Origin of the sequence: Nocardiopsis kunsanensis DSM 44524, from assembly GCF_000340965.1 — a bacterium.
GTDB lineage: Bacteria > Actinomycetota > Actinomycetes > Streptosporangiales > Streptosporangiaceae > Nocardiopsis > Nocardiopsis kunsanensis.
Genome location: NZ_ANAY01000011.1, coordinates 22,082 through 43,902 on the forward strand (window position 1 = coordinate 22,082; position 21,821 = coordinate 43,902).

Consider the following 21,821-nt stretch of genomic DNA (forward strand, 5'->3'; position numbering starts at 1 on the left):
ACGAGCGTGACTGTGATCGACTGGGACGTAGCCGTCAGCACCGGGGTCCGCCTCGTGCGACCGGGGCCGCAGGTGGAGCTGTCCGACGCGCGGCAGGCCGTCGCGCAGTTGCGTGAGCTCTCCACCGTCGCCGCCGGCCACGTGAGCGAATTCACCGGATTGAACCCTCTCATGCAGACCGGACCCGCGGTGGTCGTCGACCGCCCCGGGTGGATCCGGGCCAATGTCGACGGGTTCCGGGTCGTGCTCGAACCCGCCCTCGAACAGATGAATGAAAAACGCACCGGGAACACCGTTCCCGGCGCGAACCTGGCCGGCGCGGTCGGGTCCCGGGTGGCCGGCATGCAGCTGGGTGCTGTGCTGTCCTACCTGGCCGGGAAGGTCCTCGGCCAGTACGAACTCTTCCTCCCGCCGGACCCCGACGGAAACCTGCCCACCGGGCGTATGACCCTGGTGGCGCCCAACATCGTCAACACCGAACGGGAACTGGACGTCGATCCGTCCGACTTCCGTCTCTGGGTCTGCCTGCACGAGGAGACCCACCGCATGCAGTTCACGTCCACGCCGTGGCTGCGCGGGTACGTCCAGGACCTCATGCAGGAGCTCCTGCTGTCCTCGGAGATGGACGTCTCCGACTTCGTCGACCGCCTGCGTTCCGCGGGTGAGGCCGTGGCCGGCACCGTGCGCGGGAGCGGTGAGGCCGGCGGGTTGCTCACCGCTCTCCAGAGCCCGGAACAGCAGGAGATCATGGACCGTGTCAGCGCGGTCATGAGCCTGGCCGAGGGACACGGCGACTACGTCATGGACGCTGTCGGCCCCGAGGTCGTGCCGAGCGTCGAACGTATCCGGGCCCGCTTCCAGAAACGCCGCGAGGCCGCCAACCCGATGGACCGGATCATGCGCCAGCTCCTGGGCATGGACATGAAGATGAAGCAGTACGAGGAGGGCGCGGCCTTCGTGCGCACGGTCGTCGACCGGGTGGGCATGGCCGACTTCAACAAGGTGTGGACCTCCCGTGAGACCCTGCCGACGATGGCGGAGATCCGTGACCCGGAGGTCTGGATCGACCGCGTGGTCCGCCCCACCGCCATCGCCGAGTGAGCGGACCCGATCCCGCCGTTGCCGCCGTGCGTTCGGCGGTGCGGCGGGTTCTACGCGCTCTGCCCCGCGGGACCACCGTGCTCGCCGCGTGCAGCGGCGGCTCCGACTCCCTGGCCCTGGCCGGAGCACTGGCCTTCGAGGCGCCCCGCCGCGGCTACCGGGCCGGTGGAGTGACCGTCGACCACGGCTTGCAGGACGGCTCGGCCGATCGCGCCCGCACCGTCGCCGGGATCATGGCACAACTGGGACTGGATCCGGTGCTCGTGCGTACTGTACGTGTGGAGGGCCGGGGCGGCCCTGAGGCGGCCGCCCGTGCCGCCCGTTACACCGCTCTCGACACCGCCGCCGCCGAGCACGCACCCGCCGCCGTGCTCCTCGGCCACACCCTCGACGACCAGGCGGAGACGGTCCTGCTCGGCCTGGCCAGGGGATCGGGCGCGCGCTCCTTGGCCGGAATGCCGCCGCGCTCCGGCGCCTACCTGCGGCCCTTCCTCGAACTGGACCGCCAGACCGTACGCCGCGCCTGCTTGCGCATGGATCTCTCCCCCTGGGAGGACCCGCACAACGAGGACCCGCGCTTCACCCGCTCCCGGGTCCGTCACGAGGCCCTGCCCGCCCTGGAGAAGACCCTCGGTCCCGGGGTCGCACGCGCGCTCGCCCGCACCGCCGGGATGCTGCGTTCGGACGCCGACACCCTCGACGAGCTGGCCGGCGACCTGCGCGCACGCGCCGGAGGGGCCTCGGGGGAGGGGCTCTCGGTCGCCGAACTGGAGGCAGCCCCCTCCGCCCTGCGCACGAGGGTCCTGCACCGGGCCGCTCTGGAGGCCGGATGCCCGCCGAGCGACCTCAACGCACGCCACGTCCGTGAACTCGACCGGTTGGTCACCGATTGGGGTGGCCAGTCGCACATCGACCTGCCGGGCGGACTGCGGGGGCGCCGACACGGGGGCCGGATCCGCATCGGTGGGTGACCGGGGCGCGATGCCGGTTCCGACCGCGTTTATCCTTGGTGCCGCACACGGGCAACCCAGCAGCGAGGAACACGAAGCGTGGACGCCAAGGACATGGGCCAGGACCTCGAGAAGGTCCTGGTCACGGAAGAGCAGATCACTACGCGCCTGAAGGAGATGGGCGCGCGGATCGACGCGGACTACGCGGGGCGGGACCTGCTGATCGTGGGTGTGCTCAAGGGGGCCGTCATGGTCATGGCCGACCTGGCGCGTGCCCTGCACTCCCCGGTCGAGATGGACTGGATGGCCGTCTCCTCGTACGGGGCGGGAACGACCTCCTCCGGGGTGGTGCGCATCCTCAAGGACCTCGAGACCGACATCCAGGACCGCGACGTGCTCATCGTCGAGGACGTCATCGACTCCGGCCTCACGCTGTCCTGGCTCGTGGGTAACCTCAAGTCCCGCGGCCCCAAGTCGGTGGAGGTCTGCACGATGGTCCGCAAGCCGTTGGCACTCGACGTCGACCTGGACGTGCGATACATCGGTTTCGACCTGCCCGACGAGTTCATCGTCGGCTACGGGCTCGACTACGCCGAGAAGTACCGCAACCTGCCCTTCATCGGCACTCTCGCGCCGCACGTCTACAAGAACGACTAGGGCCTGGCCCGCGGCGCAGGCCCTGGGCGAGGGAGCGTAGCCCGTCTCACCCCGGTCCCCGGTCCGACCGGGGAACAACCGGACGGGGTGCCGTCGTTCCCACCATGACGGTTCCGCACCCCCGCCCCGTGGGGCTCCGCTCGGGACGAGCGGTGTGCCTGCTCGGCGACGTGAGGTGTACCGTCGATTATCCCGGCGACTTCGCGGGGAGCACGTGTCCGATACGTCCTGCTTCGGAAACTCCTCCGGTGCGGGCTGCCTGGCCAGAAGGGACGGACCCGTCAGGGGACCGCTCACATGAATCTGAAGCGTATTTTCCGCGGCCCGTGGATCTGGATCCTGGCCGTTTTCGTCGTCCTCGTCATCGGCTTCCGTGTGTTCGACATCGGTGGCGGACCCGAGACGCGCGAGGCCGACATCTCCGAGGTCTACCAGCTCGTCGAGAACGACGAAGTGGTCAGTGCCGAGATCGTCGACCGTGACCAGCGCATCGTGCTGACGACCACGGACGACGAGGTCCTCGAGGCCTACTGGGTCGAGAACCAGGGCATGCAGCTCGCGGAGATGCTCCAGACGTCCGCGGACAGCGAGGACAGCAACCTCGACTCCTACCAGGTGTCGGTGGCCACCACACCGGTGTGGTCGACCGCCCTGTTCAGCCTCCTGCCGCTGGTCATCCTCATCCTCATCTTCTGGTTCATCTTCAGCCAGATGCAGGGCGGCGGCTCCCGCGTGATGAACTTCGGCAAGTCCAAGGCCAAACTCATCACCAAGGACACCCCCAAGAACACCTTCTCCGACGTCGCCGGCGCGGACGAGGCGATCGAGGAGCTCCACGAGATCAAGGAGTTCCTCCAGAACCCCGAGAAGTTCCAGTCCATGGGCGCCAAGATCCCCAAGGGTGTACTGCTCATGGGACCGCCCGGGACCGGTAAGACCCTGCTGGCGCGTGCGGTCGCCGGCGAGGCCGGGGTGCCGTTCTACTCCATCTCCGGGTCGGACTTCGTGGAGATGTTCGTCGGTGTGGGCGCCTCGCGTGTGCGCGACCTGTTCGAACAGGCCAAGGCCAACGCCCCCGCGATCATCTTCGTCGACGAGATCGATGCCGTCGGACGCCACCGCGGCGCCGGCATGGGCGGCGGACACGACGAGCGCGAGCAGACCCTGAACCAGATGCTCGTCGAGATGGACGGTTTCGACGTCAAGGGCGGCGTCATCCTCATCGCCGCCACCAACCGTCCCGACATCCTCGATCCCGCACTGCTGCGCCCGGGCCGTTTCGACCGCCAGGTCGTCGTGGACCGCCCCGACATGGACGGGCGCCGCGACATCCTCAAGGTCCACTCCAAGGGAAAGCCCCTGGCCGAGGACGTCGACTTCGACGTCATCGCCCGCCAGACGGCCGGCATGACCGGTGCGGACCTGTCCAACGTCATCAACGAGGGCGCTCTGCTGTCGGCGCGCGGTGGTGAGGACGTCATCACCCACGCGCTGTTGGAGGAGGCCATCGAACGGGTGATGGCGGGACCCGAACGCAAGACCCGGGTGATGTCCGACCACGAGAAGAAGGTCATCGCCTACCACGAGGGCGGCCACGCACTCGTCGGGCACGCACTGCCCAACGCGGACCCGGTGCACAAGGTCACGATCCTGCCGCGCGGTAGCGCCCTCGGCTACACCATGTCGCTGCCGACCGAGGACAAGTTCCTCACCACGCGCTCGCAGATGATGGACCAGCTCGCGATGATGCTGGGCGGACGTGCCTCGGAGGAGCTCGTCTTCCACGAGCCCACCACGGGTGCCAACAACGACATCGACAAGGCCACCAGCCTGGCCCGCAACATGGTCACCGAGTACGGGATGAGCGAGCGGCTGGGCGCACGCAAGTTCGGCACCTCCGGTTCCGAGCCCTTCCTGGGCCGGGAGATGTCGCACGCGCCCGAGTACTCCGACGAGATCGCCTCGGTCATCGACGAGGAGGTCCGCCGCCTCATCGAGTCCGCCCACGACGAGGCCTACGAGGTACTCATGGAGTACCGCGACGTCCTCGACGAGCTCGTGCTGCAGCTCCTGGAGAAGGAGACACTCACCAAGTCGCAGGTGCTGGAGGTCTTCGCCCCTGTGGAGAAGCGCCCCTCCCGAGGCTCCTTCACCGGTTACGGCAAGCGCCAGCCCTCCGAGCGGCCGCCGGTGCGGTCCCAGAAGGAGCTCGCTCGCCTCAACGGCGCAGGCGCCCACCAGGGAACACAGACCAGCGGACAGTTCACCGGCTCGTCCGCAGAGACCGAGGGAGGGGACACGTGAGCGAGATCGAGGACATTCCTCCCAGACGCGTGGACCACGCTCGCATCGAGAACGCCGTCCGGGAGATCCTCCTGGCGATCGGGGAGGACCCCGACCGGGACGGACTCCAGCAGACCCCCTCACGGGTCGCCCGGGCCTACGAGGAGCAGTTCGCCGGACTGGGCCAAAAACCCGGGGACGTGCTCACCACGGCTTTCGAGGCCGACCACGAAGAGATGGTCCTGGTCAAGGACATCGAGCTCTACTCCACCTGTGAGCACCACCTCGTGCCCTTCTACGGTGTCGCGCACGTGGGTTACATCCCCGGAGTGGACGGACGCATCACCGGCCTGAGCAAGCTGGCCCGGCTCGTGGACGTCTACGCGCGCCGCCCGCAGGTACAGGAGCGCCTGTCCGGCCAGGTCGCCGACGCGATCATGGACTATCTCGACCCGCGCGGCGTCATCGTCGTCGTGGAGGCCGAGCACCTGTGCATGTCCATGCGCGGAATCCGCAAACCCGGAGCCAAGACCGTGACCTCCGCGGTCCGGGGCGCGTTCCGCGCCAGCGACCGCACGCGGTCCGAGGCCATGAGCCTCATCTTCGACCAGCGCTGAGACGGACCCCCTCCGTCTCGGCGACCGAACGACCGGCGGGGCCGGGGGCGAGCTCCCCCGGCCCCGCCGCCTGCACTTAGGGTTGATCCCCATGGGGCCGAATCACACAGTTCCGGGCCTGGCCGAACACGGCCGGTGCCAGGTCATGGGGGTCGTCAACGTCACCCCCGACTCCTTCTCCGACGGCGGCGCGTGGTTCGACCACGGTCGTGCGGTCGAGCACGGCCTGAGCCTGGTCGCAGAAGGGGCCGACATCATCGACGTGGGCGGCGAGTCCACCCGCCCCGGCGCCCAACGGGTGTCGGCCGAGGAAGAACTGCGCCGCGTCGTTCCCGTAGTGCGTGAACTGGCCGCCGCCGGGGTGGCCGTCAGCGTCGACACGATGCGGGCCAGTGTGGCCGAACGGTCCGTCGAGGCCGGTGCCGTCCTGGTCAACGACGTGAGCGGCGGTCTGGCCGACCCCGACATGGCGCGTCTCGTGGCTTCTTCCGGTGTGGCGTACGTGTTGATGCACTGGCGTGGGCATAGTCATGACATGCAGAGCCGTGCCGTGTACACGGATGTCGTGCAGGAGGTCCTCGATGAGCTCCGAGACCGTATGGAGGCCATGATCAGTTCAGGTGTGACCCCCGACCAGATCGTCCTGGACCCGGGGCTGGGCTTTTCCAAACGCCCCGAGCCGGCGCACAACTGGGCGCTGCTCCACCAGCTCGAACGGTTCCACGAACTCGGGCGCCCCGTTCTGGTGGCCGGCTCCCGCAAACGTTTCCTGAGCCGTCTGCTCGGCGATCCCGAGGCGGAGGACCGCCCCTTCACCGAGTGCGACTCGGCCACCGCTGCCGTCACCACCCTCTCGGCCGACCGCGGCGCCTGGGCGGTGCGGGTGCACGACGTGCGCCCCAACGCCGACGCGGTCCGGGTGGCCGCTGCATGGTCCGACGGCGGAGCCCGCCTGGACGAGGGCCGCGACCCCGCGACCGACCGGGGCGGCCTGTGAAGTCGCGGCAAGAGGTCATGGAGTGCGTGGCCGAGGCCAACGCGCAGTTCTACAGCGCCATCGAGAACGGTGACATCGACCTGATGCGCTCGGTCTGGGCCGAGGAGCACGAAGCCCCCGACCTGGTCTGCGTCAACCCCGGGTGGCCCCTGCTGCGCGGACGCGCCGAGATCATGCGGGCCTGGTCGCTGATCATGGCCAACGTGACCTACATCCAGTACGTACTCACCGAGACCCACATCGGGGTGTCCGGCGGCATCGCCATGGTCACCTGCGAGGAGAACGTGCTCACCGCCGAGGACGACAGCCCCGGGTTCGTCGCCGGCGGCCAGGTGGTCACCACCAACCTGTTCGTCGACACCGAGCACGGATGGCGGCTGTGGTCGCACCACGCCTCGCCGGTCCTCATGGAGGACGAGGAAGCGGAGGGCACCCCGGATGCCTGACCGCATCACCCTGCGCGGGCTGCGCGCTGTCGGCCACCACGGGGTCTTCGACTTCGAGCGCCGCCAGGGCCAGGTCTTCGTCGTGGACGCCGTCCTGCACGTGGACACCGCCCCTGCCGCCGCCTCCGACGACGTCGAGGACACCGTGCACTACGGGGAGCTCGCCGACCGGCTCGTGCAGGTCGTCACGGGCGAACCCGTCGACCTGATCGAGACCCTCGCGGAGCGTCTGGCCCGGGTGTGCCTGGCCCAGGAGCTCGTGGAACGGGTCGAGCTGACCGTGCACAAACCGTCCGCTCCCATCGAGCACGAGTTCGAGGACGTGGCGGTGACCGTCGACCGGCGGCGTGAGGAGGAACGGTGACCACGGCGGTACTGGCGCTCGGGTCGAACCTGGGCGACCGAAGGGCGACGCTCCAGGGCGCGGTCGACGCGCTGTTGTCGGGAGCGGACGCACCTCGTGCGGTGGCGTTGTCCCCTGTGTTCGAGACCGCCCCGGTGGGCGGGCCCGAGCAGGGGGCGTTCCTCAACGCGGTTCTGGTCGTGGAGACCGGCGGGTCCGCGCGTGAGCTGCTGGCCCTGGCCCAGCGTACCGAGCAGCGGTTCGACCGGGTCAGGGAGGTGCGCTGGGGCCCGCGCACCCTGGACGTGGACGTCATCGTCTTCGGGGGGACGCGTTCCGACGACCCGGAACTGACCCTGCCGCACCCGCGTGCCCACGAGCGTGCGTTCGTGCTGCGTCCGTGGCTGGAGGCCGACCCGGGCGCCGAGCTTCCCGGGCACGGCCCGGTCCCCGGACTCCTGGACCGGATCGGCGAGGACCAGGAACTGGAGCGCAGGGACGACCTGGCGCTCTCCCTGCCACGGGGGACCTGATGCCCGACGACCCGCAGGAGCGCCTCGCACCCACCGGGTGGCGTCTGCCGACGCTGCTCACGGTGTGCGGGGTTCTGCTGGGACTCCTGGTCGACCAGGTCGTCGCGGGGATCCCGATGGTTCCGTGGTCGGCCGTCCCGACCCTGCTCCTGTTGGCGCTGGCAGAGCTGTTCACCGGCAGTCGGACCCGGCGCAGGATCCGCCGCGACCCCGGTACCGAACCCATGGAGCCGATCAGCGCAGCCCGGCTGTTGGCACTGGCCAAGGCGAGTGCGGTGCTCGCCGCGCTCGCCTCGGGGGTCTTCGTGGGCCTGGCCCTGCCGTTGGTGGAGACCCTCGCCCTGCCCGTGCACCGTGAGGTCTTCATCAACTCCCTGGGCACCGCTGCGGCCTCCGGCCTGCTCCTGGCCGCTGCCCTGTACCTGGAGCGGGCCTGCCGCGTGCCGGACGACGACCGCGACGACGACGCCTCTCCCTGACCCGGAGGGCCCCCGACCACGGCCCCGGCGCTTCTTCCCGTCGGAGGATCCGCTGCTGCGCGTGCGTCCGTTCCGGACACACGCGAGGGGACCGCGTGTACGGGTGCGTCCCGGGAGGCGGCCACGCAGCAGGAGGGTGCACCGGGGTGTTGCGAACAGATGGTTGACTGGCCTCGTGGAGAGCAGCGAGCCGACACAGCCGGACGTGACCCCTGGGCCCGTGCGGGCCCAGGGGCCCTTCGACCCACCCGAGGGCACCCAGTGGATCCGGGTGTCCCGGGCACTGGCGTGGTACCGCCGCCTGGCGGCTGCGGGCCTCTGCTTGCTCCTGGGCGGCCTGGGCGGTGTCATGGCACTGGTGTGGGGCGGATGGGCATGGGCCCTGGCCTGGGTCGTGGCCACGGCCACGGTGCTGGCCGTCAGCTGGTTCGTGGCCGGCGCCTTCCAACGTTCCTGGGGGTTCGTCGAAGCGCAGTCGGAGCTGTACCTGACCTACGGGGTCCTCCTCCGCCAACTCGTGGTGGTGCCGTACGGGCGTATGCAGGTCGTGGACATGACGGCCGACCTCCTGGAACAAGCCCTGGGCATCGCGACGGTGCGCATCCGCACGGCGGCCAGCACCGCCGACACCAAGGTCCTCGGTCTGCCGCTGGAGCAGGCCGTCCAGCTGCGGGGCCGTCTCGCGGCGCGCAGCGAGAGCTTCTCGACGGGGTTGTAGGTGCACGGACCAGCACGGCCGGAACACGGTGACGGAGACCGCGGGGACGGACGGACGCCCCCACAGAACGGGGGATGGACCCCGCCGGGCGGGGGACCGCCGTCCGGGCCACCGCCGGAAGGGTGGACGCCGCCGCAGGGACCGCCCCAGGACCCGCAGGGGCCCAACGCCCCCCAGGCGCCGCAGCACCTGCAGTACCCGCCGCAAGGCCCGCATCCTTCGCACGTCGGCCGGCCCGCGTTCCAGTGGGCCCCGCCGCCCGCGGAGCCGGCTCCCCGGGGCCAGTGGCACGCCGCACCACCGCCCGGTCCCCTGGGGGACGTGACCACGGGGGTCTTCCGCGCCCACTGGATCGTCATCCCGTTCCGGGTCACCGCTGTCACGCTGGTGTTCGCCGCACTCGCGGGGCCGATCCTGGGCCAGTTCGGTTTCGACTGGGTCCTCATGATGACGGTCGCGGTGCTCTTCGGAACGCTCGCCTACTGCCTGCCCGCGTGGTGGTACGCCACGTTCGGGCTGCGCGACGACCACCTCGTGGTGCACAGCGGACTCGTCCTGCGCGGCTCCCGGGAGATCCCGCTGAGCCGGCTCCAGGCGGTCGACGTGGTGCGCCCGCTGCTCATGCAGGTCTTCGGTCTGGCCGAGCTACGTGTGGAACTGGCCGGAGGCGACGGCAGTGTCGTCCGCCTCACGTGTCTGCGCCACGCGCTCGCCGAACGCATGCGCGTAGCGGTGATGGCGCACGCCGCCGGACTGCCCGGGCGCGCCCCGGAGAGCCCCGAGTGGCCGTTCTACCGCCTGCCGTTCCCACTGATGCTGGGTGCGCTGCTGTTCCGTGTCCCGGTCCTGCTGGCCTTCGTGGCGCTGTTGATGCTGTTGACCGCGGGGGTGGTCTTCGGAGAACCCGGGGTCTTCGGTGCGGTGGTCCCCCTCGTGCTCGGTCTGTTGCGGCACTTCTGGGGGCCGCTCACCCGCTACACCGACTTCTACGCCTCCACATCCGGTGACGGGCTCCGTCTGCGTTACGGCATGTTCCAGCGTCGGATGCAGACCGTCCCGCCCGGTCGTGTCCAGGCGGTGCGCGTGGTGGAACCACTCCTGTGGAGGGCCCTCGGTGTGGCCCGCGTCGAGGCCAACGTCGCCGGCTATGCGGGCGCCCGCCAGGGGGATTCGGCGACCCTGCTCCCAGTGGCTCCGCGCCACCGTGCGTTCGCCCTGGTCAACGAGGTCTTCCCGGGCAGTGACGCGGCGTCCGTCCCCTTGGCCGCCGGCGACGGCATGCACCACAGTGATGTCGGCGCCGACGAGTACCTGTTCGTGACCACTCGCGGGCTGTTCTGCCGGACCACCGACGTGGTGCCGGTGGAGCGCGTACAGGCGCTGCGCCTGGCCGAGGGTCCGTGGTCCCGTTTCACGGGCCGCCTGACGGTCGGGGCGGACACCCCGCCGGGGCCGGCCGACGCGCGTGCCCACGGGTTGGGAGCGGACCGTGCCCGCTCTCTCCTCGACGCGCTCGCGGGGTACGGACGCCGTGCGCGGGGCCCCGGCGCGGGCACGGAACGCTGGGCCACCCGGGCCACGCTGAGCCGTGTTCGGGGTGGCTCGCGCGGTTCCTGAGGGTTTTCGGACACCGGTACCGCGACACGCCGACGGTGGTCGACGTACATGCGATCGGATGTGGCTGAATAACAGCGAACACAGCAGGCGTTCGGTCTGCTGCAGACGGCCACGAACCGTCGGTGTCCCGTGTTCGGGCCCCAGGGGGCCGCTGGGGAAGGTTTGCGCCGGCGATGTCGTCGCGTTTGGGACACATGCGCGGTCTATGAAGGCTGTGACCTATGGCACACATGGGCCCTGATTTGATTCCACTTCGCTCCACCATGTCCGACATGGGGTGTCACGGAAGGTCATATCCCCAGGTCGCGGCCGGAAAAAATTCTCGGAATCGCCCCCACGAGGTCGGTGTATGTGGCTCAATAGTCTCTGAACACGGGGAGTGTTCACAGTCATGCAAATCGTCGACTTCCGGATGATTGGTTCCCTCGAGGGCCGGTCCGTAGGAGAAAACATGCTGAAGAAGGCTTTCGCCGCCAGTGCCATCGTTGCCGCCGCCGGCGGTGTGCTGTTCACCGGTGGCCCTGCCATGGCCGCCGATGACGTCGCGACCTCCGGCAACGGCGGTGTCCTCTCCGGCAACCAGCTCGTGGCCGACCTGGACGTGCCGGTCAACGTCTGCGGCAACTCGGTCGCGATCCTGGGCGTCGCCGGCGCCAACTGCGTCGACTCCGGCTCCACCGTCAAGGACTGGTAATGCTGTGAGCTCGCACGCTCGGGCCCGGCCGACCCGCCCGAGGGGCCCCGGCGGGTGGTCGTGCCAGGCGTGTGAGTGTGGAGGCGCCATCCCGTGACGGCGGGGTGGCGCCTCTCTTGTGTCCCGGGCCCTTCGGTCGGACCGGAGCTTCGCCCCCTGGGGCCGAAATCAAGATCCGGTAAGGCGGCGATCCCGGCGTTGGCCCCCGTGCTCTGCCTGCAGTGGCCCGGACAGCCCGCAACCCCTGTTCCTGCCCGGCTGGAACCGCTATTCCCAGTGACGCAGCGCCACCACGCGCAGACGGACGTATGCCCCTACGTCCGGATCGGCCCCCCGCTCTTCACTACACAGGGTGAGATCTTTCGAGCCAATCGTGATCTCAGCAGTTCAACGGGGTTATCCCAGGGCTCCGCGTCGGTACATTCCCGGTCGGCGCCCCCAGAAGGTGCCCTCGGAAAACACACGCGGTCCGGCGGTCCCCCCGACCGGACGCAGAAGGAGAACACCCAGTGCTGAAGAAGACACTCGCCACCGGTGCCGTGGCCCTGGCCTCCGCCGGAATCCTCCTCACCGCCGCACCGGCCGCAGCTCACTCCGGAGCCTGGACGCACAGCCACGGTTCCGACGTGAGCGGCAACCTCTCCTACATCAACGGGGTGGAGAACGAGAACGAGGGCTGCGGCAACGCCAACGCCGTGCTCGGCAAGACCCAGGCCTCGTGCTTCAACTCGGGTGTGATCATCCAGAACTGACCAGGACGGAGACCAGCAGGAACACACAGGGGGCGGGTACCTCGGGGCCCGCCCCCACACGAACGCCGGGGGACGGGGCGGCAGGTCACCGGAACGGGCGGGCTATCGTGTGCTCAGGCGTCACGGCCGAACGAGCGGGCCGGACGTCCCGGACCACCGAGGGGGCACGCACGATGGAGTCGACGCAGGGACGTCCCGCGCGGCTACGGGTCGGGGTCATCGGACCCGGTCGCGTCGGATCCGTTCTCGCTCAGGCACTCGGCCGGGCAGGACACAAGGTCGTCGCGGCCGCGGCGGTCTCCGAACGTTCCCGCAGCTACGTGGAGGAGCGCCTCCCGGGCGCTCGCCTCATGGAACCCGCCCAGGTCGTGGAGGCCAGTGACCTGGTCCTGCTCACCGTGCCCGACGATGCCCTCGCCGACGTGGCCGAAGGGCTCGCCGAGACCGGCACCGATCTGCGCGGCACCATCCTCGTGCACGCCGGCGGCGCCCACGGTTACGGGGTGCTCGCACCGGCCACCGTGGCCGGTGCCCTGCCCCTGGCCCTGCACCCCGCGATGACCTTCACCGGCCGCGACGAGGACATCGACCGGCTCGCCGACTGCGCCTTCGGAGTCACCGCACCGGAGCAGCTCCGTCCCATCGCCGAGGCCCTCGTCGTCGAGATGGGAGCCGAACCGGTGTGGATCGCCGAGGACAAACGCACCCTGTACCACGCCGCCTTGGCCGGCGGGGCCAACCACCTGGTCACCCTGGTCGCCGACAGCGCCGGCCTCCTGCAGGCCGCCGGGGTACCCGAGCCCGGGCGCATGCTCGCACCGATGCTCAGCGCCGCCCTCGACAACGCCCTGCGACTGGGTATCCACGGTCTCAGCGGCCCGGTCCTGCGCGGCGACTCCGGCACCGTGGCCGGCCACATCGAACAGCTCAGGGACAACGCCCCCGAGAGCGTGGCCAGCTATGTCGAACTCGCCCGCCTCACCGCCGACCGCGCCATCACCGCCGGCCTCCTCAAACCCGAGGACGCCGCACGCCTGCTCGACGTCCTGCGCCGCTGAGGAACGGACCGACCGGCTCCACGCCCCGCACCGTCGCTCCCGGACCCCGTCCACGCCCCCGACCCGGCCCCGGGCCACGACCGAGAGACCAACCATGACCCCACCCACCCAGCACGGGCCCGTCGTCGCCCGTACCCCCGAGGAGCTGCGCGCCGCACTCGCCGACGCCGACGGCGTAGGCCTCGTCCCCACCATGGGCTCCCTGCACAGCGGTCACCGCAGCCTCATGCGCCTGGCCCGCGGACGAGCCGGAACGGTGGTCGTGAGCGTCTTCGTCAACCCGCTCCAGTTCGGCCCGGACGAGGACTTCGAGCACTACCCCCGCGACCTCGGGGCCGACACCCGCGTGTGCGCCGAGGAGGGCGTCGACGTGGTCTTCGCACCCGAGACGCAGACCATGTACCCCGCGCCCCAGATGGTCACCGTGGACGCCGGGACCATGGGCGAGCGCCTCGAGGGCGCCTCCCGCCCCGGGCACTTCACCGGCGTGCTCACCGTCGTGGCCAAGCTCTTCCACCTCGTGCGCCCCGACTTCGCCGTCTTCGGGGAGAAGGACGCCCAGCAGATCGCTCTCGTGCGCCGCATGGTCACCGACCTGAACCTGCCCGTGGAGATCGTCGGCGCGCCTCTCAGCCGCGACCCGGACGGCCTGGCCTCCTCCAGCCGCAACGCCTACCTGTCCGAGCAGGAACGCACCAGCGCCCTGGCGCTCTCCCGTGCCCTCACCGCCGGACGCGAGGCCGCACCCGGCGGTGCCGAGGACGTCCGAGCCGCCTCCCGCAAGGTGCTGGATGAGGCGGCCGCGGCCGACCCGCCGGTCCGCCTCGACTACCTCGCCCTGGTCGACCCCGCGACCTTCGGTGAGGCCTCCGCCGACCACAGAGGCGAAGCGGTGCTGGCCGTGGCCGCCCGTGTGGGCGGGACCAGACTCATCGACAACACGGCGGTGCCCCTCTGAGGGCACCTTCCCCCTTACCGAGAGAGGCTGATGAACGCACCGACGCCGCCCCGCCCCGCCCGTCTCGACGCCCCTGACCCCGGGTGGTCCGTCGGTGCCGACATCGTCGTCGTCGGATCGGGCATCGCCGGTCTGAGCACCGCCCTGGAGTACACCCGGCGATCCGGTCACGGCCGGGTCGTGCTCGTGACCAAGGACCGGCTCTCCCACGGCTCCACCGCCTACGCCCAAGGCGGGATCGCCGCGGCCACGGCCCCCGGTGACAGCCCCGTCGCCCACATGGTCGACACCCACCTCGCCGGGGCGGGACTGTGTGATCCCCTCGCCGTGCACGTACTCGCCACCGAGGGAGCCGATGCCCTGCGCAGGCTCATCGGCCTGGGTGCCGAATTCGACCGCTCCGAGTCCGGGGAGCTCTCCCTGACCCGGGAGGGCGGGCACCGGACCGACCGCATCGCCCACGCCGGAGGTGACGCGACCGGGGCCGAGATCCAGCGGGCCCTCGTCGATACCGCCCGCGCCGAGGAACGCATCGAGACGATCGAGCACGCCGTGGCCCTCGACGTGCTGCGCGACCCCGCGACGGGGGCCGTCGGAGGTGTGACGCTCCACGTCATGGGCGAGGGCGAACACGGCGGTGTGGGCGCGGTCCACGCCCCGGCGGTGGTCCTGGCCAGCGGAGGGATGGGGCAGGTCTTCTCCTCGACCACGAACCCGTCCGTCTCCACCGGTGACGGTCTCGCCCTGGCCGCCCGCGCGGGGGCACGCCTACGCGACCTGGAGTTCGTCCAGTTCCACCCCACCGTTCTGTGGCTGGGCCCCGATGCGAACGGGCGCCAGCCCCTGATCTCGGAGGCCCTGCGAGGCGAGGGCGCCCGCCTCGTCGACGCCGGGGGGCGCAGCATCATGGAGGGGGTGCACGAACTCGGCGACCTGGCGCCGCGCGACGTCGTGGCACGCACCATCGCCCGTGCCATGGTCGAGGAGGGTACCGACCACGTGTACCTGGAGACCCGCCACTTCGGCCGGGATACCTGGGAACGGCGTTTCCCCACGATCCTCGCCTCCTGCCGCGAACACGGCATCGATCCACTGGAACACCCGCTGCCGGTCGCCCCGGCCGCCCACTACGGCTCCGGCGGGGTGGAGGTCGACGTGGACGGCCGGACCTCGGTGCCGGGGCTGTGGGCCGTGGGGGAGGTCTCCCGCACCGGCGTGCACGGCGCCAACCGCTTGGCGTCCAACTCCCTGCTGGAAGGTCTGGTGCAGGCCGACCGGGCCGCCGCACGCCTGGTCGAGGAACACACCGGCGGCAGGGCGCCCGCCGGCACCACCTCTGCCGCCACCGACACCGGCCCCGACCCCGAACGGCTCCCGCTCACCGACCCTGCTCTGGTCCCGCGTGTCCGCGCCCTCATGTCCGCCCATGCGGGGGTCCTGCGCACGGGGGAAGGCCTCACCGAGCTGGTGCGCGAACTCGACACCCTCGCCCACCGGAGGGCCCCCGTCGTGCCCGACACGGCTTCCTGGGAAGCCGCCAACCTGCTCACCGTGGCACGCATGGTGGCCTCGGCCGCCCTGCACCGCACCGAGAGCCGGGGGTCCCACCAGCGCACCGACCATCCCGACCCGCGCCCCGACCTGCGTTCGACCGCCGTCATCGTCCGACTGGAAGGCGACACCACTGTGACCGCACTCGAGGACCGCTCCCCCTCCCTGCCACCCGCCCTCCGCGCCGAGCTCGACACGATCGCCTTCCCTCTGGCCGCAGCCGACCGCGACCCCGGCGCCCGGGCCGACTTCGCGCTGCCCTGGACAGCGCCCCACCGGTCCCACCTGGACCTGGTCCGCCGTGCCTTGGCCGAGGACCTCACCGCCGGACCCGGTATCGACGTGACGACCGTGGCCACCATCCCCGCCGACCAGGTCCGCACCGGTCACGTGGCCGCCCGCGCCGACGGCACCGTCAGCGGGCTCGCCCTCGCCGAACTGGTGTTCTGGCTCGTGGCCGACGGTGCGGTGGAGGTTGGGCGCCGTGCCTCCGACGGCGACCGGGTCCGCCGCGGCGACGTCCTCATGACCGTCACCGCACGCACCCGTGACCTGCTCACCGCCGAGCGCACCGCCCTCAACCTGCTCACCCACATGTCCGGTACCGCCACCGCCACCCGACGCTGGGTCGACGCCGTGGCCGGGACCGGGGCACGCGTGCGCGACAGCCGCAAGACCCGCCCCGGCCTGCGTGCCCTGGACAAGTACGCCGTACGCTGCGGTGGAGGCATCAACCACCGGTACGGCCTCAGCGACGCCGGCCTCGTCAAGGACAACCACGTCGTGGCAGCCGGAGGCGTCGGTGCGGCCGTGCGCGCGATCCGCGAGCGTTTCCCCGACCTCCCCCTGGAGGTCGAGGTCGACCGTATCGACCAGGTCGAGGAGGCCCTCCAGGCCGGTTCCGAGGAGATCCTCCTGGACAACTTCGCCCCCGCCGACCTGCGCAAGGCCGTGGAACTCGTCGACGGCCGCGCTCTCCTGGAAGCGTCCGGGGGCCTGACCCTGGACGTGGCCGCCGAGGTCGCCGCCACCGGTGTGGACCTCCTCGCCGTCGGAGGTCTGACGCACTCCAGTCCCGCGCTGGACATCGCCCTGGACCTGGCCTGAGGGGTCCTGTTGGTGGAAGATTCCTGGGAAACACGTCACTTCGACCACGGATGAGGGTCCACAGAATGCTGCTCGCGATCGACGTCGGCAACTCCGAGACGGTCCTCGGCCTCTTCGACGCCGAAGAGCTCGTCGAACACTGGAGAGTGGGCACCGACACCCGCCGCACCGCCGACGAGTGGGCGGTGGTGCTCAACGGGCTCGTGGCCGGAAGTGCCATGACCGGCCCCGACGGCATCGACGGTATCGCCCTGTGCTGTTCGGTGCCCTCGGTCCAGCACGAGATGCGGGAGATGTTCCGGCGCGCGTTCGGGGACGTGCCTGCGGTCATCGTCGAACCGGGTGTGCGCACCGGGGTGCCGATCCGGATGGACAACCCCAAGGAGGTCGGCAGCGACCGGATCGTCAACGCCCTGGCCGCCGGCCACCTCTACGGCGGCCCGAGCGTGGTCGCCGACTTCGGCACGGCCACCACCTTCGACGCGGTGAGCAGCAAGGGTGAGTACGTGGGCGGTGCCATCGCTCCGGGTATCGACATCTCCGTGGACGCCCTCTCCCAGCGGGGCGCCCAACTCCACATGGTCGAGATCGTGCGTCCGCGTGCGGCGATCGCCAAGAACACCACCGAGGCGCTGCGCTCGGGCATCGTCTACGGGTTCGCCGGACAGGTGGACGGGATCGTCGACCGTATGGTCACCGAGCTCTCCGACAACCCCGACAACGTCACCGTGGTGGCCACCGGGGGCCTCGCCGGCACGGTCGTGGGGGAGTGCGAGACCGTGGACGTCCACGAACCCTGGCTCACGCTCATCGGACTGCGCCTGGTCTTCGAACGCAACTCCTCCTGAGCCGGCTCCGGCGGCCCCGGTCGGCCGGGGCCCGGAACGCCGGTAGGATCGTGCGCGTGAATGACGCGCACGATGACACCTACGACGACCTGCCCGAACAGATGCGTGTCCGGCGGCAGAAGCTGGACCGTCTACGGGAGGAGGGCACCGACCCCTTCCCTGTGACTTTCCCCCGTGACACGTCGATCGGCACCGTGCGTGACAAACACCAGGGCCTGGAGGCCGACACGGGCACCGGTGTCCATGTCGCGATCGCCGGACGTGTCATGCTCTACCGCACCGGAGGCAAGCTCTGCTTCGCCACCCTGCGCGACGAGAGCGGCGACATCCAGATCATGTTGTCCCTGGACAAGGTCGGCAAGGAGCGTCTGGACGCCTGGAAGGCCGACATCGACCTCGGCGACCACGTCGGCGTGGAGGGCGAGGTCATCACCTCCCGCCGCGGCGAGCTGTCGATCATGGTCGAGTCCTGGAGGCTGACGGCCAAGTGCCTGCGTCCGCTCCCGGAGAAGCACAAGGGCCTGACCGACCCCGAGGCCCGGGTGCGCCAACGCTACGTCGACCTCATCGTCAACCCCGAGTCGCAGGAAATGGTGCGCCGCCGCTCGGCCGCCATCCGTGCGATCCGGGAGGGGCTCAACACCCGTGACTTCATCGAGGTCGAGACCCCCATGCTCATGGGGGTGCACGGTGGTGCCACGGCGCGCCCCTTCACCACCCACATCAACGCCTACGACATGGACCTCTACCTGCGCATCGCGCCGGAACTGTCCCTCAAGCGCCTGGTCGTGGGCGGCCTGGAGAAGGTCTTCGAGGTCAACCGGAACTTCCGGAACGAGGGAGCGGACTCCACGCACAACCCCGAGTTCACGATGTTGGAGTTCTACCAGGCCTACGCCGATTACAACGTGATGGCGGACGTGACCCGCGACATCATCCAGGAGGCCGCCCGGGCCGCGTTCGGCTCGGCCGAGATCGAGCGCGACGGGGTCGTCTACGACCTGAGTGGACAGTGGCCACAGGTCACTCTGTACGGAGCCGTCTCCGAGGCGCTGGGCGCCGAGGTGGACCCGCGTACACCGGTCGAGGAGGTCCAGCGGCTGGCCGAGGCCGAGGGCGTGGAGTTCGACCCTGCCTGGGGCCAGGGCAAGCTCGTCGAGCACGTCTTCGAGGAGCTGGTCGAGCACACGATCATGCAGCCCACGTTCGTGCGCGACTACCCGGTCGAGACCAGCCCGCTCACCCGTCAGCACCGCGAGGACCCGCTGCTCACCGAGAAGTGGGACCTCATCGGTTTCGGCATGGAGATGGGCACCGGCTATTCCGAGCTGGTCGACCCGGTCGAGCAGCGCCGCCGTCTCACCGAGCAGTCGATGATGGCGGCCGAGGGCGACCCAGAGGCGATGCAGCTCGACGAGGACTTCCTGCGTGCGCTGGAGTACGGGATGCCGCCCTCCGGCGGTGTGGGCGTGGGCATCGACCGGCTGCTCATGGCCTTCACCGGCAAGAACATCCGTGAGACCGTCCTCTTCCCGATCGTCAAGCCCGACGGGGACTGAGAACGGCGTACGGACGACCGCCCCGGGGACGTGTCGGGTGCCACACGGTGGCATCTCACTTTTCGGCCCTGCTGTCTCGCCCCGTGGTCAGAGCAGGGTGTCCCCGGGGCCAGTTCGTCATTTTTCCCGGTCATGGGGTATACGTGGCCCCCGCCGGTGAATGAAGATTATTCACGCAGGTCACCATCGGCGCTGGTCGTTTTCTCCACCCCGGGTGTAACGCAACGTCTTGACCTGGACACACATGGTAATTTATCGGGTCTTGACGGTCGGAACTCCTCGGCCTAGCGTGCTGATTGGCGGACTTCGGTCCGCTCGATTGCCTAAGTGGAAAAAGACCGACGGTGGACGAGCCCCGGGCCGGGTCAGTGTCCTTCCCGGACTCGTGCACGCCGAACGCCCCTACTTGTGAGCTGACCGTCCCAGTTCACGGCCACGGGGTGTACGGGCTCCGTCGTGCCCGCATCCAGCTCACCTGCCCTGTGCCAGAGGAACGGTGGTCCGGGTGCGAGCCGGTGGACAGAACCGGACCGAGCCCGTCGGCATCCACACAGGTGACGAGTTGTTGTTCCGCACTCACATGGATGAGGGAGGACGGAGTGGAACAGGCCACACTCGTACGACGTACTGCAGAGGACCAGGAGGCTCCCGCGCCCCGGGAGCACCGAGAGAACGTGGTGCCTCTCCAGGCCCGGACGAGCGAAACCGCGCTGAGCAGTACCTACACCCCGGTCGAACTGAACCGCGAGGAACTGGAACTGCTGGCCGAGATCGCCACCGGGGTGACCACCGAGGTGGCCGCCCGGCATCTGGAGCTGAGCGCCCGTACGTTGCGCCGTCGCATCCGCAACATCTGCGACGTGCTCGGAGTGAACACGCCCATCGAAGCGGTCGTGTGGGCCGCGCGGCGTCAGTTGATCTGATGCGGTCCCGGCACGGGGCCGGGACCGAGCCACGGGCATATCCGGAACCGCTGCACGCCCGCTGCGTACCGTCCGCCGAGAGTCTGCGCCTGCCGCCCCGAGAGCGGCAGGGCGCACCGGTGGGAACGGAGGCCGCCGGGGGCATAGTCTGGTCCGGCTATGCCCGTTCGTCATGTTCAGGTGCGCCGTGCGCGCACGAGCGATGTGGTCCACATCCGCCGGCTCGTCGACACCTACACCGCCGACCGCCGTGTGCTGACCAAGAGCACCGTCAACCTCTACGAGGACATACAGGAGTTCTGGATCGCCGAGGCCGAGGAGGCCCCCGGAGATCTCCCCGCCGACGCCCCGGAGGCCTCACACGGGCAGGGGGCCGGCGGGCCCGGTGAGCGGCGTGCGGCCCCCCGGACCGAACGCCGCGTCGTGGGTTGCGGCGCCCTCCATGTGCTCTGGGAGGACCTGGCGGAGGTCCGTACCGTCGCCGTGGACCCCACACTGCGCGGTTTCGGCGTGGGGCACCGCATCGTCTCCGTCCTCTTGGACACCGCGAGAGAGCTCGGAGTGAGCCGTGTGTTCTGCCTGACATTCGAGACAGGATTCTTCGCCGCACACGGGTTCTCACCGATCCGGGGGACCCCCGTACAGGGCCGTGTCTACGAGGAACTGCTCCGTTCCTATGACGAGGGCGTGGCCGAATTCCTCGACCTCGAGCGCGTCAAACCCAACACACTCGGGAACACCAGGATGCTCGTGCACCTCGACCAGGCCCCGCACCGGACGGACGATCGCTAATCACCACCGGGTGGTATCGGGGCGGAAGAGGGCGGGTAATGTGGTCCTGCGTTCGCCGGTGGTGCCGACAGGCACTCGAGTTCACCGCCCGTGGCCGGACCCGTGTATTTCGGGAAGGCCGATCATGGAGACCGGCCCTGCCCGCCGTTGAGCGGGTACACGACCGGACATTGACGGTGATCGGGTTCGCCGGGGGCGGAGTCCGGTGCGTCCGATGACAAACCAGGGATCGGCCGGACCGAGCGTCTCGGGTCATGGTTTGCCCGGCTCGTCGGCGTCGGCCCCCCAGGAGTGCCCCGACCCTCGGTCGGGTATTTGCTGCGATAAGTGACAACCGGGAAGGGCGGGCCGCTTCGATGGGTGACTTTTTCTCATCACTGCTTCCCCCTGGTCTCATCGATGTATTGTCGGCGTTGCTCCCGCCGGTGGTGGTCGGTGGCACCTTCTGCTTCTTCATCATCAAGATCCTGCGGAACGAGATGGCTCCGCGGCGGAGTGACGGAAGCCTGGTCGGCAAGGGAACCGACTCCGGTGATGAGAGCGATCGAGACGCTGCCGAGTCCGGAGATGCCGCCACGGCGAACGAGGCATCTAATGCCGGGGACGGGGAACGCGCGGATTCCGACGGGCGTTGATACGGTAACCGGTCGACCCCGTCCGGGACTCGGTCCGCAGGTGAGCTGCGTATGGGGCCCGTCGTGCCGCCGTGGTGCGCCCCTCCGAAACCTCGGGGCCAAGTCATGATGATTTCTGGCACGCCGGGAATTGTCTTCTGCGTTCTTCCGAGATAGCTTTATATTCAGGTGTGGAGACACCGCGCTTCTGAAAGGTTTGATTC

At 69.9% G+C, this 21,821-nt stretch carries 22 protein-coding genes; all 22 read left to right on the forward strand.

Going from position 1 to position 21,821, the window contains the following annotated elements:
• Nucleotides 1-12: 12 nt before the first annotated feature.
• Nucleotides 13-1,101 carry a zinc-dependent metalloprotease gene (locus D456_RS0108755; RefSeq protein ID WP_017575795.1) on the forward strand — a complete coding sequence of 363 codons (1,089 nt, stop codon included), beginning with the start codon at nucleotides 13-15 and terminating at the stop codon, nucleotides 1,099-1,101.
• On the forward strand, nucleotides 1,098-2,072 hold the full coding sequence (tilS, locus tag D456_RS0108760; RefSeq protein WP_017575796.1) for a tRNA lysidine(34) synthetase TilS: 975 nt from the start codon (nucleotides 1,098-1,100) through the stop codon (nucleotides 2,070-2,072). The genes D456_RS0108755 and tilS overlap by 4 nt, the downstream gene beginning before the upstream one ends.
• A 78-nt stretch (nucleotides 2,073-2,150) precedes the next feature.
• Complete coding sequence (gene hpt / locus D456_RS0108765; protein WP_017575797.1) at nucleotides 2,151-2,708, forward strand: hypoxanthine phosphoribosyltransferase; 558 nt, start codon at nucleotides 2,151-2,153, stop codon at nucleotides 2,706-2,708.
• A 297-nt stretch (nucleotides 2,709-3,005) separates the two neighbouring features.
• Nucleotides 3,006-5,012, forward strand: coding sequence for an ATP-dependent zinc metalloprotease FtsH (gene ftsH / locus D456_RS0108770; protein ID WP_017575798.1), 2,007 nt, complete (start codon nucleotides 3,006-3,008; stop codon nucleotides 5,010-5,012).
• Nucleotides 5,009-5,608: a GTP cyclohydrolase I FolE gene (folE, locus tag D456_RS0108775; RefSeq protein WP_017575799.1), complete on the forward strand. Its 600-nt coding sequence runs from the start codon at nucleotides 5,009-5,011 to the stop codon at nucleotides 5,606-5,608. The genes ftsH and folE overlap by 4 nt, the downstream gene beginning before the upstream one ends.
• A gap of 91 nt (nucleotides 5,609-5,699) precedes the next feature.
• Nucleotides 5,700-6,605 (forward strand): dihydropteroate synthase, encoded by a 906-nt coding sequence (folP, locus tag D456_RS0108780; RefSeq protein ID WP_026115702.1) that lies wholly within the window; start codon nucleotides 5,700-5,702, stop codon nucleotides 6,603-6,605.
• A complete protein-coding gene (locus D456_RS0108785; protein ID WP_017575801.1) occupies nucleotides 6,602-7,051 on the forward strand; it encodes a nuclear transport factor 2 family protein in 450 nt (149 codons plus the stop codon). Before folP ends, D456_RS0108785 begins: the two co-directional genes overlap by 4 nt.
• Nucleotides 7,044-7,415: a dihydroneopterin aldolase gene (gene folB / locus D456_RS0108790; protein ID WP_017575802.1), complete on the forward strand. Its 372-nt coding sequence runs from the start codon at nucleotides 7,044-7,046 to the stop codon at nucleotides 7,413-7,415. Before D456_RS0108785 ends, folB begins: the two co-directional genes overlap by 8 nt.
• Complete coding sequence (gene folK, locus D456_RS0108795; protein WP_017575803.1) at nucleotides 7,412-7,927, forward strand: 2-amino-4-hydroxy-6-hydroxymethyldihydropteridine diphosphokinase; 516 nt, start codon at nucleotides 7,412-7,414, stop codon at nucleotides 7,925-7,927. The genes folB and folK overlap by 4 nt, the downstream gene beginning before the upstream one ends.
• The gene (locus D456_RS0108800; RefSeq protein ID WP_017575804.1) at nucleotides 7,927-8,406 is read left to right on the forward strand and encodes a DUF3180 family protein; all 480 of its coding nucleotides are present in this window, start codon (nucleotides 7,927-7,929) and stop codon (nucleotides 8,404-8,406) included. The genes folK and D456_RS0108800 overlap by 1 nt, the downstream gene beginning before the upstream one ends.
• Before the next feature lie 271 nt (nucleotides 8,407-8,677).
• A complete protein-coding gene (locus tag D456_RS0108805) occupies nucleotides 8,678-9,124 on the forward strand; it encodes a PH domain-containing protein (RefSeq protein ID WP_026115703.1) in 447 nt (148 codons plus the stop codon).
• A gap of 321 nt (nucleotides 9,125-9,445) precedes the next feature.
• A complete protein-coding gene (locus D456_RS23880) occupies nucleotides 9,446-10,741 on the forward strand; it encodes a PH domain-containing protein (protein WP_017575806.1) in 1,296 nt (431 codons plus the stop codon).
• Between the two features lie 451 nt (nucleotides 10,742-11,192).
• Complete coding sequence (locus tag D456_RS0108815; protein WP_017575807.1) at nucleotides 11,193-11,435, forward strand: chaplin; 243 nt, start codon at nucleotides 11,193-11,195, stop codon at nucleotides 11,433-11,435.
• Nucleotides 11,436-11,944: 509 nt separating this feature from the next.
• Nucleotides 11,945-12,187 (forward strand): hypothetical protein, encoded by a 243-nt coding sequence (locus D456_RS0108820; protein ID WP_017575808.1) that lies wholly within the window; start codon nucleotides 11,945-11,947, stop codon nucleotides 12,185-12,187.
• Between the two features lie 173 nt (nucleotides 12,188-12,360).
• Nucleotides 12,361-13,245 (forward strand): Rossmann-like and DUF2520 domain-containing protein, encoded by an 885-nt coding sequence (locus D456_RS0108825; RefSeq protein ID WP_017575809.1) that lies wholly within the window; start codon nucleotides 12,361-12,363, stop codon nucleotides 13,243-13,245.
• 94 nt (nucleotides 13,246-13,339) lie between these two features.
• Nucleotides 13,340-14,203, forward strand: a complete 864-nt coding sequence (gene panC / locus D456_RS0108830; protein ID WP_017575810.1) for a pantoate--beta-alanine ligase — start codon at nucleotides 13,340-13,342, stop codon at nucleotides 14,201-14,203.
• A 30-nt stretch (nucleotides 14,204-14,233) separates the two neighbouring features.
• Complete coding sequence (locus tag D456_RS0108835; protein ID WP_017575811.1) at nucleotides 14,234-16,861, forward strand: L-aspartate oxidase; 2,628 nt, start codon at nucleotides 14,234-14,236, stop codon at nucleotides 16,859-16,861.
• Nucleotides 16,862-16,926: 65 nt separating this feature from the next.
• Nucleotides 16,927-17,709, forward strand: a complete 783-nt coding sequence (locus D456_RS0108840; protein ID WP_017575812.1) for a type III pantothenate kinase — start codon at nucleotides 16,927-16,929, stop codon at nucleotides 17,707-17,709.
• 56 nt (nucleotides 17,710-17,765) lie between these two features.
• The gene (gene lysX, locus D456_RS0108845; RefSeq protein ID WP_017575813.1) at nucleotides 17,766-19,268 is read left to right on the forward strand and encodes a bifunctional lysylphosphatidylglycerol synthetase/lysine--tRNA ligase LysX; all 1,503 of its coding nucleotides are present in this window, start codon (nucleotides 17,766-17,768) and stop codon (nucleotides 19,266-19,268) included.
• A 599-nt stretch (nucleotides 19,269-19,867) separates the two neighbouring features.
• On the forward strand, nucleotides 19,868-20,191 hold the full coding sequence (locus D456_RS0108850; RefSeq protein WP_017575814.1) for a LuxR C-terminal-related transcriptional regulator: 324 nt from the start codon (nucleotides 19,868-19,870) through the stop codon (nucleotides 20,189-20,191).
• Nucleotides 20,192-20,350: 159 nt separating this feature from the next.
• Nucleotides 20,351-20,983 (forward strand): amino-acid N-acetyltransferase, encoded by a 633-nt coding sequence (locus tag D456_RS0108855; RefSeq protein WP_026115704.1) that lies wholly within the window; start codon nucleotides 20,351-20,353, stop codon nucleotides 20,981-20,983.
• Nucleotides 20,984-21,339: 356 nt separating this feature from the next.
• Nucleotides 21,340-21,618 (forward strand): hypothetical protein, encoded by a 279-nt coding sequence (locus tag D456_RS0108860; RefSeq protein ID WP_026115705.1) that lies wholly within the window; start codon nucleotides 21,340-21,342, stop codon nucleotides 21,616-21,618.
• Nucleotides 21,619-21,821: the final 203 nt, after the last annotated feature.